This is a genomic window from Sphingomonas sp. SDUR79 (assembly GCF_056821745.1).
The window spans coordinates 1-16,665 of the sequence record NZ_JBPDIN010000002.1; the positions used below are offsets into that span (position 1 = coordinate 1).

The 16,665-nt window shown below is 63.2% G+C and carries 11 protein-coding genes and 1 pseudogene; 9 read left to right on the forward strand and 3 right to left on the reverse strand.

The annotated features are described in order from the left end of the window. From ACRYLO_RS19185 to ACRYLO_RS19200, 4 genes and pseudogenes are all read left to right on the forward strand, one after another. Window positions 1–298, forward strand: a pseudogene (locus tag ACRYLO_RS19185) (ParB/RepB/Spo0J family partition protein); the annotation flags it as partial. A 138-nt stretch (window positions 299–436) separates the two neighbouring features. Then, complete coding sequence (locus tag ACRYLO_RS19190; RefSeq protein WP_482661783.1) at window positions 437–1,066, forward strand: hypothetical protein; 630 nt, start codon at window positions 437–439, stop codon at window positions 1,064–1,066. Further along, a complete protein-coding gene (locus tag ACRYLO_RS19195) occupies window positions 1,066–2,178 on the forward strand; it encodes a relaxase/mobilization nuclease domain-containing protein (RefSeq protein WP_482661784.1) in 1,113 nt (370 codons plus the stop codon). Before ACRYLO_RS19190 ends, ACRYLO_RS19195 begins: the two co-directional genes overlap by 1 nt. 105 nt (window positions 2,179–2,283) lie before the next feature. Further along, window positions 2,284–3,555, forward strand: coding sequence for a DUF763 domain-containing protein (locus tag ACRYLO_RS19200; protein WP_482661785.1), 1,272 nt, complete (start codon window positions 2,284–2,286; stop codon window positions 3,553–3,555). 224 nt (window positions 3,556–3,779) lie between these two features. Here the strand turns inward: ACRYLO_RS19200 and ACRYLO_RS19205 are convergent. Next, window positions 3,780–4,537 (reverse strand): IS5 family transposase gene (locus ACRYLO_RS19205; protein WP_482661786.1). Its coding sequence is split into 2 segments (ribosomal slippage): window positions 3,780–4,216 and window positions 4,216–4,537, totalling 759 coding nucleotides; the frame shifts between segments, so codons are not numbered across the junction. Between the two features lie 427 nt (window positions 4,538–4,964). On the opposite strand from ACRYLO_RS19205, the gene ACRYLO_RS19210 reads away from it, so the two are divergent. From ACRYLO_RS19210 to acs, 4 genes are all read left to right on the forward strand, one after another. Further along, entirely contained in the window at window positions 4,965–5,912 is a 948-nt protein-coding gene (locus tag ACRYLO_RS19210) for a helix-turn-helix domain-containing protein (RefSeq protein ID WP_137861163.1), read from the forward strand. A 140-nt stretch (window positions 5,913–6,052) separates the two neighbouring features. Beyond that, window positions 6,053–7,573 carry an aldehyde dehydrogenase gene (adh, locus tag ACRYLO_RS19215; RefSeq protein ID WP_183937418.1) on the forward strand — a complete coding sequence of 507 codons (1,521 nt, stop codon included), beginning with the start codon at window positions 6,053–6,055 and terminating at the stop codon, window positions 7,571–7,573. Between the two features lie 79 nt (window positions 7,574–7,652). After that, the gene (gene adhP, locus ACRYLO_RS19220) at window positions 7,653–8,687 is read left to right on the forward strand and encodes an alcohol dehydrogenase AdhP (RefSeq protein WP_066278433.1); all 1,035 of its coding nucleotides are present in this window, start codon (window positions 7,653–7,655) and stop codon (window positions 8,685–8,687) included. After that, on the forward strand, window positions 8,687–10,969 hold the full coding sequence (gene acs / locus ACRYLO_RS19225; RefSeq protein ID WP_394427752.1) for an acetate--CoA ligase: 2,283 nt from the start codon (window positions 8,687–8,689) through the stop codon (window positions 10,967–10,969). Before adhP ends, acs begins: the two co-directional genes overlap by 1 nt. Window positions 10,970–12,058: 1,089 nt before the next feature. On the opposite strand, the gene ACRYLO_RS19230 is transcribed toward acs, so the two are convergent. Then, complete coding sequence (locus ACRYLO_RS19230; protein ID WP_482661787.1) at window positions 12,059–12,694, reverse strand: recombinase family protein; 636 nt, start codon at window positions 12,692–12,694, stop codon at window positions 12,059–12,061. Between the two features lie 129 nt (window positions 12,695–12,823). Between ACRYLO_RS19230 and ACRYLO_RS19235 the strand changes: the two genes are divergently transcribed. Next, window positions 12,824–15,793: a Tn3 family transposase gene (locus ACRYLO_RS19235; RefSeq protein ID WP_482661788.1), complete on the forward strand. Its 2,970-nt coding sequence runs from the start codon at window positions 12,824–12,826 to the stop codon at window positions 15,791–15,793. Between the two features lie 133 nt (window positions 15,794–15,926). On the opposite strand, the gene ACRYLO_RS19240 is transcribed toward ACRYLO_RS19235, so the two are convergent. Then, window positions 15,927–16,664 (reverse strand): LPD7 domain-containing protein, encoded by a 738-nt coding sequence (locus tag ACRYLO_RS19240; protein ID WP_482661789.1) that lies wholly within the window; start codon window positions 16,662–16,664, stop codon window positions 15,927–15,929. Between the last annotated feature and the right edge of the window lies 1 nt (window position 16,665).

Sequence of the window (16,665 nt, forward strand, 5' to 3'; positions counted from 1 at the left end):
GCCCCCCTCGCCCGTTTCGGACGCGCCATCCGGTCCCGCGCCGGTTGCTACGCCGCCAGCGCCGACGACGGACGAGATCAGGGACGACGAGGCCGATCGCGCGCTTGAGGAGACGCCGGTGCCTGTCGTTTCGGCGCCGGCTGTGACCCCTCCCCCCCGCGCTGCCTCAAAGCCGAAAGGTGGCAAGCAGCGGGTAGAGCGGCCGACGATCGAGATCGAGGGCAAGCGTGCGATGATCGTCGAAGCATGGCTGCATTTCGAGGATGAGGCAGAACCGCGCATGGTGAGCTGGCGCTGATCGCGCCGGTTGCGACAGAGAGCGCCGGCAGCGGCCGACGCTCGCGCCCAGGTCCAATCCTTTCTTCCGCGACTTCATCACTTCCAGACGGATTGGGTGTGCCACGTGGCACACTTTAAGGCCCAATTTTAGTGGGGGATGTTTGATGGCAGGATAGGTATTGCGGCGTCTCGTGTATTACATTATCCCTATGGGGCCATGTCGATCGCGCCGCAGCCTGCATCCCCCACCAAGGAAACAGCGATGTTGACGGCTCGCGTCGATCGCGAGTTGCTGGCCGCGTTCGACGCCGTGGCCGAGGGCAGGGGAGGGCGCAGCGCGCTCCTCCGCACCGTTCTTCAACAGTCTTTGAAGCAAGTCGCCGACGCGCCCCGGATCGCACCGCGGTCGGATAGTCCGGGCAATCGCGTCAATCTGCGCTTCACGGATGCCGAAACGGCGGTCCTCGATTACCGGGCCGCGCAGCGCGGCGTCGATCGCGCGGGATGGATCAAGGCATTGGTTCGCCGGCATCTCGCGCTCAAATCCGGCGTCGATGACGGCCTGCGCGACGCTGTGGCGCCGATCCGGATGCAGCTCACGCGGATCGGACGAAATCTCAATCAGGCGATGAAGGCGGGGAACGCCGCGATGATGGCGGATAGCGGCTTGCAGATCGATCGCGAGCTGCGCCGGATCGGCGACATGCGCGAAGAGATCAACGAGCAGATCGCGGCGCTGGCGGACGTGCTGCGCGGCGAGACCGCCTTTTGGGAGGTCGCCGACTAATGCCGTTCGGAGATCGCGAGGACGAACTATGGGGGGCATTGAAGCCGAGCTTCAAGCCGCGCCTCGTCAGCGATCCGAACATCAGATACGCGCGGCACCTGGTCAACGGCACCGGCCCGTTTGCAACTCGATCGGCCGCGTCAGCGCGATCGAGCTTGGGAGGTTCGGCCAGGGCTGTCCTCGCGCGCGTCGTGCGGCGCACCCCGGAGGTGTTGGTCAAAGTTACGGGCCGCAAAAAGGGCGCCAAGCATCTCGCCGCCCATCTCGATTACATCGGGCGACACGGGGACATTCCGCTCGAGACGCGAGACGGCGAGCTGATCGCCACCAAGGAGGACACACAGCGGATCGCGGACGAATGGTCCGATCCGCTCTATTGGCGCCAAGGCACGACGGTTTCGGCCGTGGCGATGGTGTTTTCAATGCCCGCCGGCACTGACCCCGAAACCGTGAAACAGGCCGTGCGCGAAACAGCCGAGCGCATGATCGGCGATAACCACGACTATCTCATGGCGCTCCACACCGACACACCACGGCCACACGTCCATCTCACAGTCCAGGCCGAGGGCCTGAATCGCAAGCGGTTCGATCCGAGGCGCGAGGATCTGTTTCGCTTTCGAGAGGCGTTCGCCGACGCGCTGCGCAGCCGAGGCGTCGAGGCCGAGGCGACGCCGCGCTATAGCCGAGGCCAGGGGAGGGCGGGCACCAGCATGGCGCTGACGCAATTGCGCGCGCGGATACGCAGCGGCGCATCGCGCCAGCCCACCGAGGCAGACCTACGCCAAGCACGAGAGGCGATGCAGGTCGCGCTTGGGAAAGCCCAGCAACCCCCGTTCGTTTCTAAGACGCGCGAGCGTTGGCAGGACACGAAACGACGCTACGAGGGCGCAGCCGAACAACTCGATCGCAGCCCCGATCGCGAGGATCGAAAGCTCGCGCGCGACGTGCGCCAGTTCATTCAGGAGCGGGCGAGCATCGAGACGATCCCTGATCGCATGTTGCGCGAGGCAGAAGCGCGCGTGAAGGCCGCCCAGGACCGCGCGAGAACCGAAACCCAGCCCGATCCGGGTGTGCCACGTGGCACACCAAAACCGCCGCCACGACGAAGATGACCGTCGCTCAGCTATTGGTTGAGAGCGAAATGTTTCCATTATGTTCGTGAAGCGGTATGCCCATGGCATGTCAAAGACGAGCGAATTTTTTGCCGAGGCTTCGCGATGAGCCGCAGGGGAGGGTCGGCGGTACTGCCGCTTCATGGCGGTCGCGTGCCTGCTTGGCTCGGCCAGCGTATGACCAAGCTCGGGACCGTAATTGCCGAGGCGATCATACACGAATATGGCCGAGACGAGTTTCTTCGCCGCCTGTCTCACCCTTTTTGGTTTCAGTCCTTCGGCGCAGTTATGGGCATGGACTGGCACTCGTCGGGTATTACGACAAGTGTGTTGGGCGCCCTCAAAAGAGGGCTCACGCCGCTCTCCGGAGAGTTGGGACTTCATATTTGCGGGGGGCGAGGGAAGCACAGCCGTCGCACGCCTGATGAGCTTCTCGCTGTGGGAGAGCGAACGGGTGTCGATGGTTCCGAGCTGGCCAAAGCAAGCCGGTTAGTCGCCAAGGTCGACAGCGCCGCAGTGCAGGACGGCTTCGAACTCTACCTCCACGGCTTCATCGTCACCGACGATGGACGATGGGTCGTCATTCAGCAGGGTATGAATGGAGATCGCAAACAGGCACGGCGCTATCATTGGCTCAGCGAGGATCTAACCAGCTTTGTCGATGCTCCTCACGCTGCAATTGATGGTCGGAACCAAGGCAGCATCGTCAATCTTGCGGATCGGCGGGCCGAGATGTCGAGACGCCGACAGCTTCAGCTTCTTGCCGAAATTGGCCCTAGCGGCGTTGTTCGAGAACTTGCACGCCTTGAACCTCGCATAGAGCGTCAGGCCACATTGCCGCACCTCGTTATGCCCGATCATCATGATGTGCGCCCGGAAAACGTCGTGGAGCGGCGGCTACACGGTGCATTGGCTGCGGCGGCAGATCGCGGTCCCAAGGATTTTCCCGAACTTCTGCTCATTCCAGGCATTGGGGCGCGGACCGTGCGTGCGTTGGCCATGGTCGCCGAAGTGGTGCATGGAGCACCCTGCCGATTTAGCGATCCAGCTCGCTTCTCCTTGGCGCACGGCGGCAAGGATGGGCACCCATATCCCGTGCCGCTGAAGGTCTATGACCGGAGTATCGCTGTAATGAAATCGGCGGTTCAGAAGGCGAGACTTGGGGAAACCGAGGAACTGGCGGCGCTTCGCAGATTGGATCAGCAGGCTCGAATTCTTGAAAGGACGGCAAGGGGGCCTTCGATAGATTCCTACATTGCGACTGAACGTGCCGCGTCCCACGCTTATGGCGGACGCAGTGTATTCGGTTACGAGGCCGCGCCCACAATCCGCAGCAGTAAGGGGACCGGTGAGAGGATGGTCGAAAACGTACGCTAAGGACCAAACGTAAGCGGACGACCAAATTAGGCCGCGTCCGCTTTCGGGCAAAGCTGATGAGCCGCGTCACGGCGATATGTGGGTGGTTTCCGGACATGCGGCTTTCGGGAGACCGCAGGCGATAGCTGCCGTCCCAAAAACGATGGTGTTTTGGGACAGTTACATGCTTACCGCAGTGGCACCCACCAAGCGCGCGATCATGCTTTAAGGTCAGGACTCGTTGATTACAGCCAGAAGATGACGGTGGCAGCGAGGGCGATGGCGGAGAAGAAGACGGTCGGGCAGCGGTCGTAGCGGGTTGCGACGCGGCGCCAGTCCTTGAGGCGGCCGAACATGATCTCGATGCGGTTACGTCGCCGATAGCGGCGCTTGTCGTACCTGACCGGCTCGTTGCGGGACCGCCGCCCTGGGATGCAGGGTTGGATGCCCTTGGCCTGGAGCGCATCCCTGAACCAGTCGGCGTCGTAGCCGCGGTCACCTAGCAGCCACTGAGCCTTCGGCAGGTCGTCCAGCAACGCGGCCGCACCGGTGTAGTCGCTGACCTGCCCGGCGGTCATAAAGAAGCTCAAGGGGCGTCCGTTCGCATCGGCTACGGCATGGAGCTTGGTGTTCATGCCGCCCTTGGTGCGGCCCATCAGGCGGCCAAGGCCCCCCTTTTTACCCGCAGGCTCGATGCCGTGCGGTGCGCCTTCAGGTAGGTGGCGTCGATCATAACCGTCTTCGGCTCGGCGCCTGCCGCCGCCAGCCCTTCCATCATCCGCGTGAACACGCCTGCCTCACCCCGGCGCTTCCACCGGTTGTAGAGCGTCTTGTGTGGCCCATAGGCGCTGGGCGCATCTCGCCAGCGCAGCCCATTGCGGTTGACGAAGACGATGCCGCTCAGAACCCGTCGGTCGTCCACCCGCGGCCGGCCGTGGCTCTTGGGAAAGAACGGCCGCAGCCGCTCAATCTGCTCATCCGTCAGCCAAAACAGGTCACTCATTCCGGTCTCCTCGCGGAGCCTGAATCAGATCGCGACGCTCACATCAATGGGTCCTGCCCCTAACTAGGCTCTCATACCATTCCCGATCGGAAGGGTATGAAAGACAGTCAGAACAGTCCGTTTCCGTTCGGAAATCGGAAATCGGAAATCTTCTCAGCTCAAGGTTGGAGTTCAATGATGGAAACGTCTGGATCTGGTTCAGGCTCCGTAGTAAGCGCAAAATGAGCGACCTGTCCTGACTGACGGACGAACCGATGGGCGGCTGCAAGCAATTGCCGGATGGCACGATGCAGGCAGGGTGACCGGTCAGCGTGATGTCAATTTATCGACGCAAGGATACCTTTCTTCACACCAAAGGCCGCTGGCGGGATGCAGAACACTACGGCATTGGTTCGACAACTGGCGACATTTCGTGTATCCCGGCGCGATGAAGGATCGGCATGAAGCAGTTGTCGAAGAGGTCCTGCATTGCTCAGCCAGTGCCGCGCATTCGCTTGTTGCTGCCAGCTGGTGTCGTTCGGGCCTAAAGCACGGTCTCGACGCAGGAGCCGATCGGGTTCCAGATCTTGTGTCTGCAAGTGACCTGATTCAGCGGCGGCAACGCTGTGAGTTGATGCTGGAGGTCGCGCGTCCCTTGCTCGACCAGCTGTTCCAGATCGTCTCTGCCACGGGTTGCGCCGTGATGCTGTCGGACAATGACGGTGTCGTTCTGGAAGCGCGTAGCCTCGCGGGTGACCGCGAGCTTTTCGATCGGATCGGCTTGACGCCCGGCGGAGTGTGGAGCGAAAGCCGGGAAGGCACGAACGGGATCGGCACCTGCCTGATCGAGGGTCGACCGGTCACGATCCATCGAGATGAACACTTCGCCAGCCGGAATACGGGCATAAGCTGCATGGATGCGCCGGTGCGCGATGCGACCGGCCAGCTTGTCGGCGCCTTGGATATCTCGAACTGCCGCTACGACCACAGCGCCGCGATGGGAATGCTCGTTCAGAAGATCGTGCAGGATGCCGCTCGCCGGATCGAGAGCGGCATCTTTCGCGCGCATTTCGCCTCGTACCGGATCATCGATGCCAATCTGCCAGGCGGCGATGCAGCCTTGCTGGCCGTTGATCGGGACGATCTGGTCATCGGCGCGACCTTCGCTGCAAGGCATCGGTTCAAACTGACCAACGCGTGTCTCGGGGGCCGCCGCACGGCTTCGAATATCCTCGGTGGCGAAGAAGCCACCTCGTTCGCTGACTCGGAACGGGCTTTCTTGCGCCGCGCGCTGGCGCGGGCAGACGGCAACGCCACCAAGGCGGCAAAGGAACTCGGCATCGGTCGAGCTACTCTCTATCGTCGAATGGAAAGGGTAGGTTTGCAGCGTCGCTGACATATCTGGTCTCCCCATTGTCTCGATAGCGAGACAATCGACCCATTCCATCAACCGGCAGTCCCTGTGCACCGCCGCCATCTCGCGGAACTATCGTCCTCGCGACCGGAAGGATCCGGCGGTTTCGAGAGGATGACGTGATGGACATACAGACCAACCCCGCCACTTCGATGACGGTGCCGTTCGCGGAACGCTACGACAACTTCATCGGCGGAAAGTGGACCGCGCCCAAGGACGGGCGCTATTTCGACAACATCTCGTCGATTACCGGCAGATCCATTGGTCAGGTGGCACGCAGTCAGGCGGCCGATGTCGAAGCCGCGCTGGATGCGGCGCATGCGGCGAAGGAGGCCTGGGGCCGCACCAGCGTTAGCGAGCGAGCCTTGATCCTCAATCGGATCGCGGACCGGATGGAGGAAAATCTTCGCGAGCTCGCCATCGCGGAAACCTGGGACAACGGAAAACCGCTACGCGAGACAATGGCCGCGGACATTCCGCTGGCGATCGATCACTTCCGCTATTTCGCAGGCTGCATCCGCGCGCAGGAAGGCGGTATCTCGGAGATCGATCACGATACGGTCGCTTATCATTTCCATGAGCCACTGGGCGTGGTCGGCCAGATTATTCCGTGGAACTTCCCGATCCTGATGGCGGTGTGGAAACTCGCACCGGCACTGGCGGCAGGCAATTGCGTGGTATTGAAACCGGCCGAACAGACGCCGGCGTCGATCATGGTCCTGATGGAAATCATCGGCGACCTGCTGCCCGCCGGGGTGGTCAACGTGGTCAACGGCTTCGGCTTGGAAGCCGGCAAGCCGCTCGCCAGCAGCAACCGCATCGCGAAGATTGCCTTCACGGGCGAGACGACGACGGGTCGGCTCATCATGCAATATGCCAGCGAGAACCTGATCCCGGTGACGCTGGAGCTCGGCGGGAAAAGTCCGAACATCTTTTTCGAGGACGTATGTCGCGAGGACGACGATTATCTCGACAAGGCGATCGAGGGCCTAGTGATGTTCGCGCTCAACCAAGGCGAGGTATGCACCTGTCCAAGCCGGGCACTGGTGCATGAGAACATTTACGACCGCTTCATGGAACGCGCGATCCAGCGCGTTGAGGCGATCAAGGCAGGCAATCCGCTCGATCTGGAGACAATGATCGGCGCGCAGGCATCATCCGAACAGCAGCAGAAGATCCTATCCTACATCGATATCGGCAAACAGGAGGGCGCCGAACTGCTGACCGGCGGCGAGGCAGCCCGGTTCGAAGGCGATCTTGCAGGCGGCTACTATGTAAAACCCACCGTGTTCCGTGGCCATAACCGGATGCGGATTTTTCAGGAGGAAATCTTCGGACCGGTCCTGTCGGTCACCACCTTCAAGGACCAGGATGAGGCGCTGAACATCGCCAACGATACGCTTTATGGCCTGGGCGCGGGCGTGTGGAGCCGGGATGCGAACACCTGCTACCGCTTCGGCCGCGCGATCCGCGCGGGACGTGTGTGGACCAATTGCTACCATGCCTATCCCGCCCACGCGGCGTTCGGCGGCTACAAGCAATCCGGCATCGGGCGCGAAAACCACCGCATGATGCTCGACCACTATCAGCAGACCAAGAACATGCTGGTCAGTTACAGCCCGAAGAAGCTCGGCTTCTTCTGAGGCGAACAGCCCGGGCACGGCGACGCGGAGTTTCGCCCGCCGCCCGGCCTTCGAACGATAAAACTACAGGAGAGATGTCATGAGCAAGACCATGAAAGCCGCCGTCGTGCGCGCCTTTGGCGAGCCACTGCGGATCGAGGAAGTTCCGGTTCCCGAGGTCCAGCCCGGCATGATCCAGGTTGCCATTCAGGCCTCCGGTGTGTGTCACACCGACCTCCACGCCGCAGAAGGCGACTGGCCGGTAAAGCCCGAGCCGCCCTTTATCCCGGGCCACGAAGGCGTGGGCTTTGTCTCCGCTGTGGGCAAGGGCGTGACCCACGTGAAGGAAGGCGACCGGGTCGGCGTGCCTTGGCTCTACACCGCTTGCGGTCACTGCACGCACTGCCTCGGTGGATGGGAGACGCTGTGCGAAAGCCAGTTGAACACCGGCTATTCGGTCAATGGCGGGTTCGCCGACTACGTGCTGGCCGACCCCAATTATGTCGGCCACCTGCCGGACAATGTCGGCTTCAACGAAATCGCGCCGGTGTTGTGCGCGGGCGTGACGGTCTACAAGGGCCTGAAGATGACCGATACCCGGCCCGGCGATGCGGTCGTCATCTCCGGCATCGGCGGTCTCGGCCATATGGCGGTACAATATGCGGTGGCCATGGGGATGAAGGTGGTCGCCGTCGACGTCGACGACGCCAAACTCGACCTCGCCCGCAGGCTCGGTGCGGTGGAGACGGTCAACGCACGGACGGACAATGATCCCGCCACGACGGTAAGGCGATTGACCAGCGGAGGCGCGCGCGGCGCGCTGGTGACCGCGGTGAGCGAAAAGGCCTTTGAACAGGCGGTCGGCATGATCGGGCGCGGCGGCACCGTCGCGCTTAACGGCCTGCCGCCGGGTGATTTCCCGCTCAACATCTTCGGCATGGTACTGAACGGTATTACCATACGCGGCTCCATCGTCGGCACCAGGCTGGACCTGCAGGAATCGCTCGAATTCGCTGGCGACGGCAAGGTGAAGGCGACGATCTCGACTGCCGGTCTCGAAGACATCAACTCGGTGTTCGACCGTATGCGGCAGGGCCAGATCGAAGGGCGGGTCGTCCTCGACCTGACCGTATAATGGCGAACGGTGACGAGCAGGACGAGGGAAAAATGGGGCGGGCCGCTTTGGTTCGCCGTGTGATTGCCACCGAGGCGGGAGCGGCGCTGCTGGCCGAAATCGTCGACCGTCACGGCCCGGTGCTGGTCCACCAGTCGGGCGGTTGCTGCGACGGTTCCAGCCCGATGGTTTATCCCCGCAGCGAGTTTTGCCTTGGCGGATCGGACGTGCTGCTCGGCACCATAGGCACCACGCCAGTCTATATCGGGGCGCAGCAATTCGCGGCATGGAAGCACACGCAGCTGATCCTCGACGTGGTGGAGGGACGGGGCGGGATGTTCAGCCTCGACAACGGAACGGGCCGACGCTTTCTCGTGCGAAGCCGTGTCTATGAGAAGGCCGAGATCACCATGTTGGCGGCAACCGACAGGCTTCACGCGATGCAAGCATCGGTGGAGCGCGATCCCGACGCCTTTTGGCTGGCCGAGGCATGCCGCCTGAACTGGAGCGTCTTCCCGACCAAAGCGGACGAGAGCAGCTTCGACAAAGCCGACTTCGGCATTCGCTGGTTTGCCGACGGCGAACTGAATGTTTCGGTCAACTGCCTCGATCGCCATCTGGATGCCCGTGGCGACAACGCCGCCATCGTTTTCGAAGGGGACGAGCCGGGCGAGGGGCGAACCCTCACTTACCGCGAACTGCATACGGAAGTCTGTCGTTTCGCCAATGTGTTGAAGGGCCGCGGAGTCGCCAAGGGAGATCGGGTAGTCCTGTACATGCCGATGGTACCCGAAGCCGCGATCGCCATGCTTGCCTGCACACGAATCGGCGGGGTACATTCGGTGGTGTTCGGTGGCTTTTCACCCGATAGTCTGTCTGATCGTATTTCCGATTGCGGCGCCAAGCTCGTTATCACCGCCAATGAAGGCAGGCGCGGCGGCAGGTCGGTTCCCCTAAAGGCCAATGTCGACGCGGCCTGTGCAAAGGCGGGCGGGGTCGAAACGGTTATCGTCGTACAGCGGACGACGACCGAGGTCGATCTCAAGGAGGGCCGCGATTGGTGGTGGCACGACTTGAGCAAAGGGGTCGATGCCGATTGTCCGCCCGAGCCAATGAATGCGGAAGATCCGCTGTTCATTCTCTACACCAGCGGATCGACCGGCAAGCCCAAGGGCGTGCTGCACAGCACCGGCGGTTATCTCCTGTGGGTCACGCTCACCACGGATCTTCTATTCGGGTTAGCCGACGACGATCTATTCTGGTGCACGGCCGATGTCGGTTGGATCACGGGCCACAGCTATGTCGTTTACGGGCCGCTCGCGAACGGCGCCAGCACGGTAATGTTTGACGGCGTGCCGACCTATCCTGATGCCGGACGCCTATGGGAAACGTGCCAGCGTCTGGGCGTCACCGTGTTCTACACCGCGCCGACCGCGATCCGCGCGCTGATGCGCGAAGGAGAGGAGCCGGTGAAACAACACGATCTGTCCCGGCTGCGGCTGCTCGGCACCGTAGGCGAGCCGATCAATCCCGAGGCCTGGAACTGGTATCACCGCGTGATCGGCGGCGAGCGTTGCGACATCGTCGACACATGGTGGCAGACCGAAACTGGCGCGGCGCTGATCGCGCCCGTGAACGGCACGGCGGAGGCGAAGCCAGGATCGGCGACCAAGCCGCTGCCGGGTGTATTTCCGGAACTGGTCGATGCCGAAGGCCGCACACTGGCCGGCGCGGTGGAGGGCAATCTCGTCCTCACCCGTAGCTGGCCCGGTCAGATGCGCACGGTTTACGGCAATCACGAACGCTTCTTTCAGACCTATTTCAGCACCTACCCGGGCAGCTATTTCACCGGAGACGGCGCACGTCGCGATGCCGATGGCGATTACTGGATTACCGGCCGGGTGGATGATGTGATCAACGTATCGGGCCACCGCATGGGCACCGCCGAAGTCGAAAGCGCGCTGGTGGCGCATGAGCGTGTGGCGGAAGCGGCGGTGGTGGGCATGCCGCACGATATCAAGGGACAAGGCATTTACGCCTTCGTGACGCTCAACGCGGATCAGGAGGGCGACGAGGCCCTGCGTGCCGCGCTGTGCAAATGGGTGCGCAGCGAGATCGGTCCGATCGCCACGCCCGATGCGATCCAGTTTGCGCCCAGCCTACCCAAGACGCGCAGCGGCAAGATCATGCGCCGCATTCTGCGCAAGATTGCCGAAGGGAAACCGGGCGAAGTCGGAGACATGTCAACCTTGGCCGACCCTGCGGTGGTCGACGAACTCGTGGCCAACCGCATCAGCGCCTAGGGTCCGTGACGGGGACAGGAAAGCTTTCCGAAGTTAGGATCGTCTCCGGCACCGTTCCCGATTGGGAACGGCCAGCGGGACGCCTCCCCCAAGTGGTCGGGCTGTCGGCCGCCGAATGGATCCGCTTTCCCGAATCCTGTTCCCGATTGCTCTTTCCCGAAATTCCCCTCCGGAGATGGAGAAACGGGACAAATCGAGACAAACGAATGGCTGCTTTCGGGGGTCCGGATTGCTCGCCTCAATGACCGAAATGGGGCGTGAGCTGCCTAGCGGCTTTTGGGCCAAAGCCGCGGGAAAGCCGACGTTGCATCCGGCGCTGGCCCGATGTCCGCTTGCCCCTCCAGCGATCTGAAACCTGCCTTTCGGCTTGCGCCCCATCCCAGACGCTGCGCAGCTCGTTAGCTCGCCCCAGAACGCCTGCTTGGAACGCCGTTCGGCAGTTCCATTCTAATTATCTGTTAACATAGATCGCCGAGAATCCGCATACGGCGTTTAGCAGCCGCACGCCCTGGAGGCCGGCGCGAAAAGGGGATAGAGGCTCATGTTGCTTAAGGTTCATCGAGCTGCATATCTGCTACTCGCGCTGACTTGCGCTTACGCCGTGGTTGCTGACAAGTATGCTCTAGCATCGAACGGCCAAGTGGCTTCACCCGCGCAGCGCACATCCCCTGAAAGAGACTACCAGTCGGGACGCAAGCTCGAAGGCGCCGGATTGGCTCAATTCCTCAAAGGCAAATTCTTGAGACCAATCGAGAGGCAGCGACTTTCCTTCCCAGGGCTGCACTTCCACGCTCCCGGAAAGGTCATCGTCACAAGTGCGCAAGGCCTCCTATCTGAAAACGCGACTTACCAGGTGAATGGTGACCAAGTGTGTCTTACGCAAAGATCGGTAAGAGATCTCAATTGCTTTGGTTTGTCAGTTGTCGGTCATCGCGAGGCGATTGCACATCTACGTATCAATGGCACCTCTACTTATGTTGGTTTACGTGCAGTAGAGGGATAGGCATGTCCGCGATCCACCCAGACCTCGCCATTAGATCGGCTCTGGGCACGACCCGAAAGCGGACGCGGGCGGGCGCTTACGACCACTCAGCGCAGCTGCCGGTTACGCTGGGCCAGCAGCTTTTCACCATCTGGTCTAATCTCGCCCTTGGGCGTGACGTGTCGGTAAAGGGTCTGCCGGGTAATGCCGAGTTCAGCACACAGGTCGGCGATCTTCGTTTCAGGCTTTCCCATTGCCGCCTGAGCAAGACGCAGCTTGGCCGGCGTCATTTTGAATGGACGTCCGCCATATCGACCGCGCGCGCGCGCTGAAGCGAGGCCTGCTTGGGTGCGCTCGACGATCAGCTCGCGCTCGAACTCAGCAAGCCCGGCAAATATCGCGAAGATCAGGCGGCCGTTGGCGGTTGTGGTGTCGATCGAAGCGCCTTCGCCCGCAAGCACCTTCAGGCCGATTTCCCGCTTGGTCAGATCTCCGACCAGGTTGACGAGGTGGCGCAAGTCGCGGCCAAGCCGGTCCAGCTTCCACACGACCAGCGTATCGCCGCGCCGAAGTGCCTTGAGGCAGGCATCCAGTCCCGGGCGTGTGTCGCGCCGCCCTGAAGCCGCATCCTCATAGATATGCTCGGGAGCGACACCGGCGCCGATCAACGCGTCGCGCTGGAGGTCATGGACCTGGCTACCATCTGCCTTTGACACCCGGGCGTAACCGATCTGGGTTGTCACATATACGTCCGTTCGTGTGACAGAGCGGGAGCGCTCCTCCAACAATCCTCATCCTGTCACATAACCCGTCTTCTGGTCTATGCTCCATGAACAGGTCCGCTTTCCTGTTTCGTGACGAACAGGACACCGATGCCGACCAAGACCATTCTGTCGCCCGCGCAGCGCACTGCCATCTTCGATCCGCCCGCTGATCGCGCGACGATTGAACGGCTCTACACGCTCGGTCCCGATGATCTGGCGCAGGTGGCGCGACGTCGGCGCGGGGCCAACCGGATCGGCTACGCGGTGCAGCTTTGCTACCTGCGTCATCCCGGCCGCGGGCTGCTGATGGGTGAGGCGGTGCCCGACGCCATACTCAAGCTGCTCGCCGAGCAGATCGGGTGCGCGGCCGACGACTTCACCGGCTATGCCATGCGCTCCACGACGCTGCGCGAACACCGTGCCGAAATCGAAGCCCTGCTCGGTCTGCGTGCCTTTGCGCGAGTGGACGTGCGAGCGATGCTGGCGCTGGGATCGGAGATCGCCGCCTCGACCGACCGGGGCGAGACGATTGTCGCCGGCATGGTCGATCGCCTGCGCGCAGACCGGATCGTGCTGCCGGCACCATCGACGCTGGAACGGCTCGCGCTTATCGTGCGGACACGGGCGCGCAAGGCCGCTCATGCTAACCTGATCCGCGACTGTTCGGCCGAGCAGGAAGCCGCGCTCGAACATCTGATCGCAACCGACGACCACGGCCGCACCCGGCTCGGGTGGATACGCGAATGGCCCGAAGCCCCTTCGGCCGCCAACCTGAAAGGGATTATCGAACGGCTTGACGCTGTGCGCGGCATCGGGATCGCAGCGGATAGGGCGCGACGTATACATGCCGCCCGCTATGCCGTCATCGCACGGACCGCCGGTATCGTCACCGCCCAGCACCTGCGACGTCTCGAACGCCTGCGCCGGCTCGCCATGCTCATCGCCTCGATGATCGAGATGGAGGCGGGATTGACTGATGCCGCACTGGTCATGGTCGAGAAGATGGTGGGCGCGCTGTTCCGCCGCGCCGACCGCAACCGCTCCGATCGGTTGCTCGGCCAGGCACGGATGCTGAAGGACACCGCACGCTTCCATGCCCGGCTCGGTCGCCTTCTGGTCGATGCTCGCGCGAGTGGGCGCGATGCCTTCCGCACGATCGACGCCAAGGTTGGCTGGGAGCAACTCGAACGCAGCATCCGCTTCGCCGAGGACCTGACGCGCTCGGCCGACGACGGGCTGGAGGAAGTGGTCGAACGCTATACCGCCGTCCGGCGGTTCGCCCCGACGTTTCTTGCCGCTTTCACTTTCCGCACCGCGCGGTCGGGCGATCCGCTGCTCGGCGCGATCGAGGTGTTGCGCACGATGTACCGCGACGGTCGATCGGCCCTGCCGAAGCGGGTGCCAACCAGCTTCATCAAGCCGCGCTGGCGCAAGGTCGTGCAGCCTGCGGAAGGGACGATCGACCGGCGCGCTTACGAGATCGCGGTGATCGTCCATCTGCGCGAGCGGCTCGGGTCGGGCAGCATCTGGGTGGACGGCAGCCGCGCCTATCGCACGCTCGACGACTATCAGCTGCCCGTGCCCACTTTTGAGGCGATGCGCGCGACCGGCGATCTGCGCCTGGCCGTGCCGACCGACTTCCCCGAATGGTATGAGGAGCGCCGCACCCTACTGGTCCGGCGCATGACGGAGGTGGAACGCGCAGCCGCGGCGGGCGAGCTGGTCGACGTGACAATCGAGCGCGGGCAGTTGCTGATCTCGCCGATCCGGCGCTCTCCCTCCGACGATGCCGATGCACTGAAGGCCCGGCTCTACGCGATGCTGCCGCGCGTCCGCATCACCGACCTGCTGGTCGAGGTCGCCGCATGGTCGGGTTTCGCCGACCGCTTCGTCCATGCGCGCAGCGGCGCCTCCGCCTCCGACCAATCCGCGCTGATGGGTGCGATCCTCGCCGATGCGACCAATCTCGGCCTGGGCCGCATGGCCGAAAGTTCGCGCGGGCTGACGTTGCCTCGCCTGCGCTGGACGGCGGAATGGCATGTGCGCGACGAAACCTACCTGTCGGCGCTGGCGGCGATCGTCGATTGCCACACCGCGCATCCCCTCGCGGCGGTTTGGGGACCGGGCGACACATCGTCGTCGGACGGCCAGTTCTTCCGCGCCGGTGGTCAGGGCGAGGCCCTCGCCGATCGCAACGCCCGCTACGGCACCGAACCCGGCGTGCTGTTCTACACCCACGTCACCGACCGCTTTACGCCGTTCCATACCAAGGTCATCGCCGCCAATGCCGGCGAAGCCGCGCATGTCCTCGACGGCCTGCTCGACCATGAGAGCGAACTGGTGATCCGCGAACATGCGACGGATACCGCCGGCGCGGTCGATCACGTCTTCGGTTTGTGCCACCTGCTCGGCTTCCGCTTCGCACCGCGCATCCGCGACCTCAACGAGCGCCGGCTGTATGGCCTGTCGCCGCTCGACCCGTGGCCGACGCTGCGCCCGCTCGTCGCCGGGCCGGTCAACCTCCGCGCGATCGAGGAGAACTGGGACGAAACCCTGCGCCTTGCCGCCTCGATCCGTGCCGGCACCGTCAGCGCCTCGGTCATGCTGCGCAAGCTGGCGGGTTTCCCGCGTCAGAACCCGGTCGCCCGCGCCCTGCGCGAGATTGGACGGATCGAGCGCACACTGTTCATGCTCGACTGGTTCGACGATCCCGACCAGCGGCGCCGCACCGGCAGCATCCTCAACAAGGGCGAGGCCCGCAACGCGCTCGCCCGCGCCATCTTCTTCAACCGGCTCGGCGAACTGCGCGACCGCACCTTCGAGAACCAGCGCCATCGTGCATCCGGCCTGACCCTCGCCACCGCGGCCGTGACGCTCTGGAATACCGTCTATCTCGACCGCGCCGTCCGTCATCTGCGCGGCAGCGGCGTCGACGTGCCCGACGAACTGCTCGCCCACGTCGCCCCGCTGGGCTGGGAGCATGTCGGCCTGACCGGCGACTATCTTTGGGGCGAGATCGACAAACCCCGTGAACGGTTCAGGCCGCTCCGGCTCCACCAGCAAGGCCGGGACACTTAGCGTACGTTTTCGACCATCCTCTCACCGGCCCCCAGTAAGAGCTAGACCCGAATGGCGGTGCCAGATGGAAGCCATCTCGGGTCAGCAGTCTAGTAGTGAGCGCGATGGCGTTAGGCGGATCGCTGCTCGCTCATTACCGGCTTCGCGATTTCTGTAGAATCTGATCCTGCGCCATCTCGCGCACGCGCTGTTCCTGGCGCGCTTTAACCTCGATGCCGGCGATGGTCTCGCCACGGCCGATCCTCATCGCGACCTCTTCCTTTCGCTCCGCCACAAACTCGCGTTGCTTCGTATGGTCGTTTGGGAAACGCTCCCCTGCGACGACCATTGCAAGCGAGACGTGGCTTTGCGCTTTGCGCAGCTCAGGGTCTTTCGCGTTCTGGACGTCCGACTGGCGGCGGAAGCGTTCAGCGAGATCGGCGCGCGGTTCCGGCTGCTCCTTGCTGTCGCGGGCCTGGTTGGCGGTGCGGGGCGAGCGGGCCTGGTTGTCGGGAACCCCGGCCTGCCTGGCTTGCTCCCGTTCGGCCGCGGCCCTGGTCTTTTCGTCGGGCTGATAACCATCAACCTTGATCCCCTGCGCCGAGGCGGCGAGATAGGCGGCGCGTTGGAAATCCGCGTCGCCGCTCACTTTGATCGATGTCCATCCGTTTTCCTTGGCGAGCCGGATCAGATCGGGAAGTGATTCCCGATCCTTCGCCTTGATGCGATCGTGGGCGAGGGTCGCGACAGGCTCCTTGTCATGCGCGCTGCGATAGAGCTTGTTGCCGACGCGCAGGAAACGCGAGTCCAGCTCGGGGGGCACTTCCATTGGTCGACGACGGCGGCTTTCGCCTTCCTTGCCGGCGCCGGCAGCATCGACATTCTCAACCATG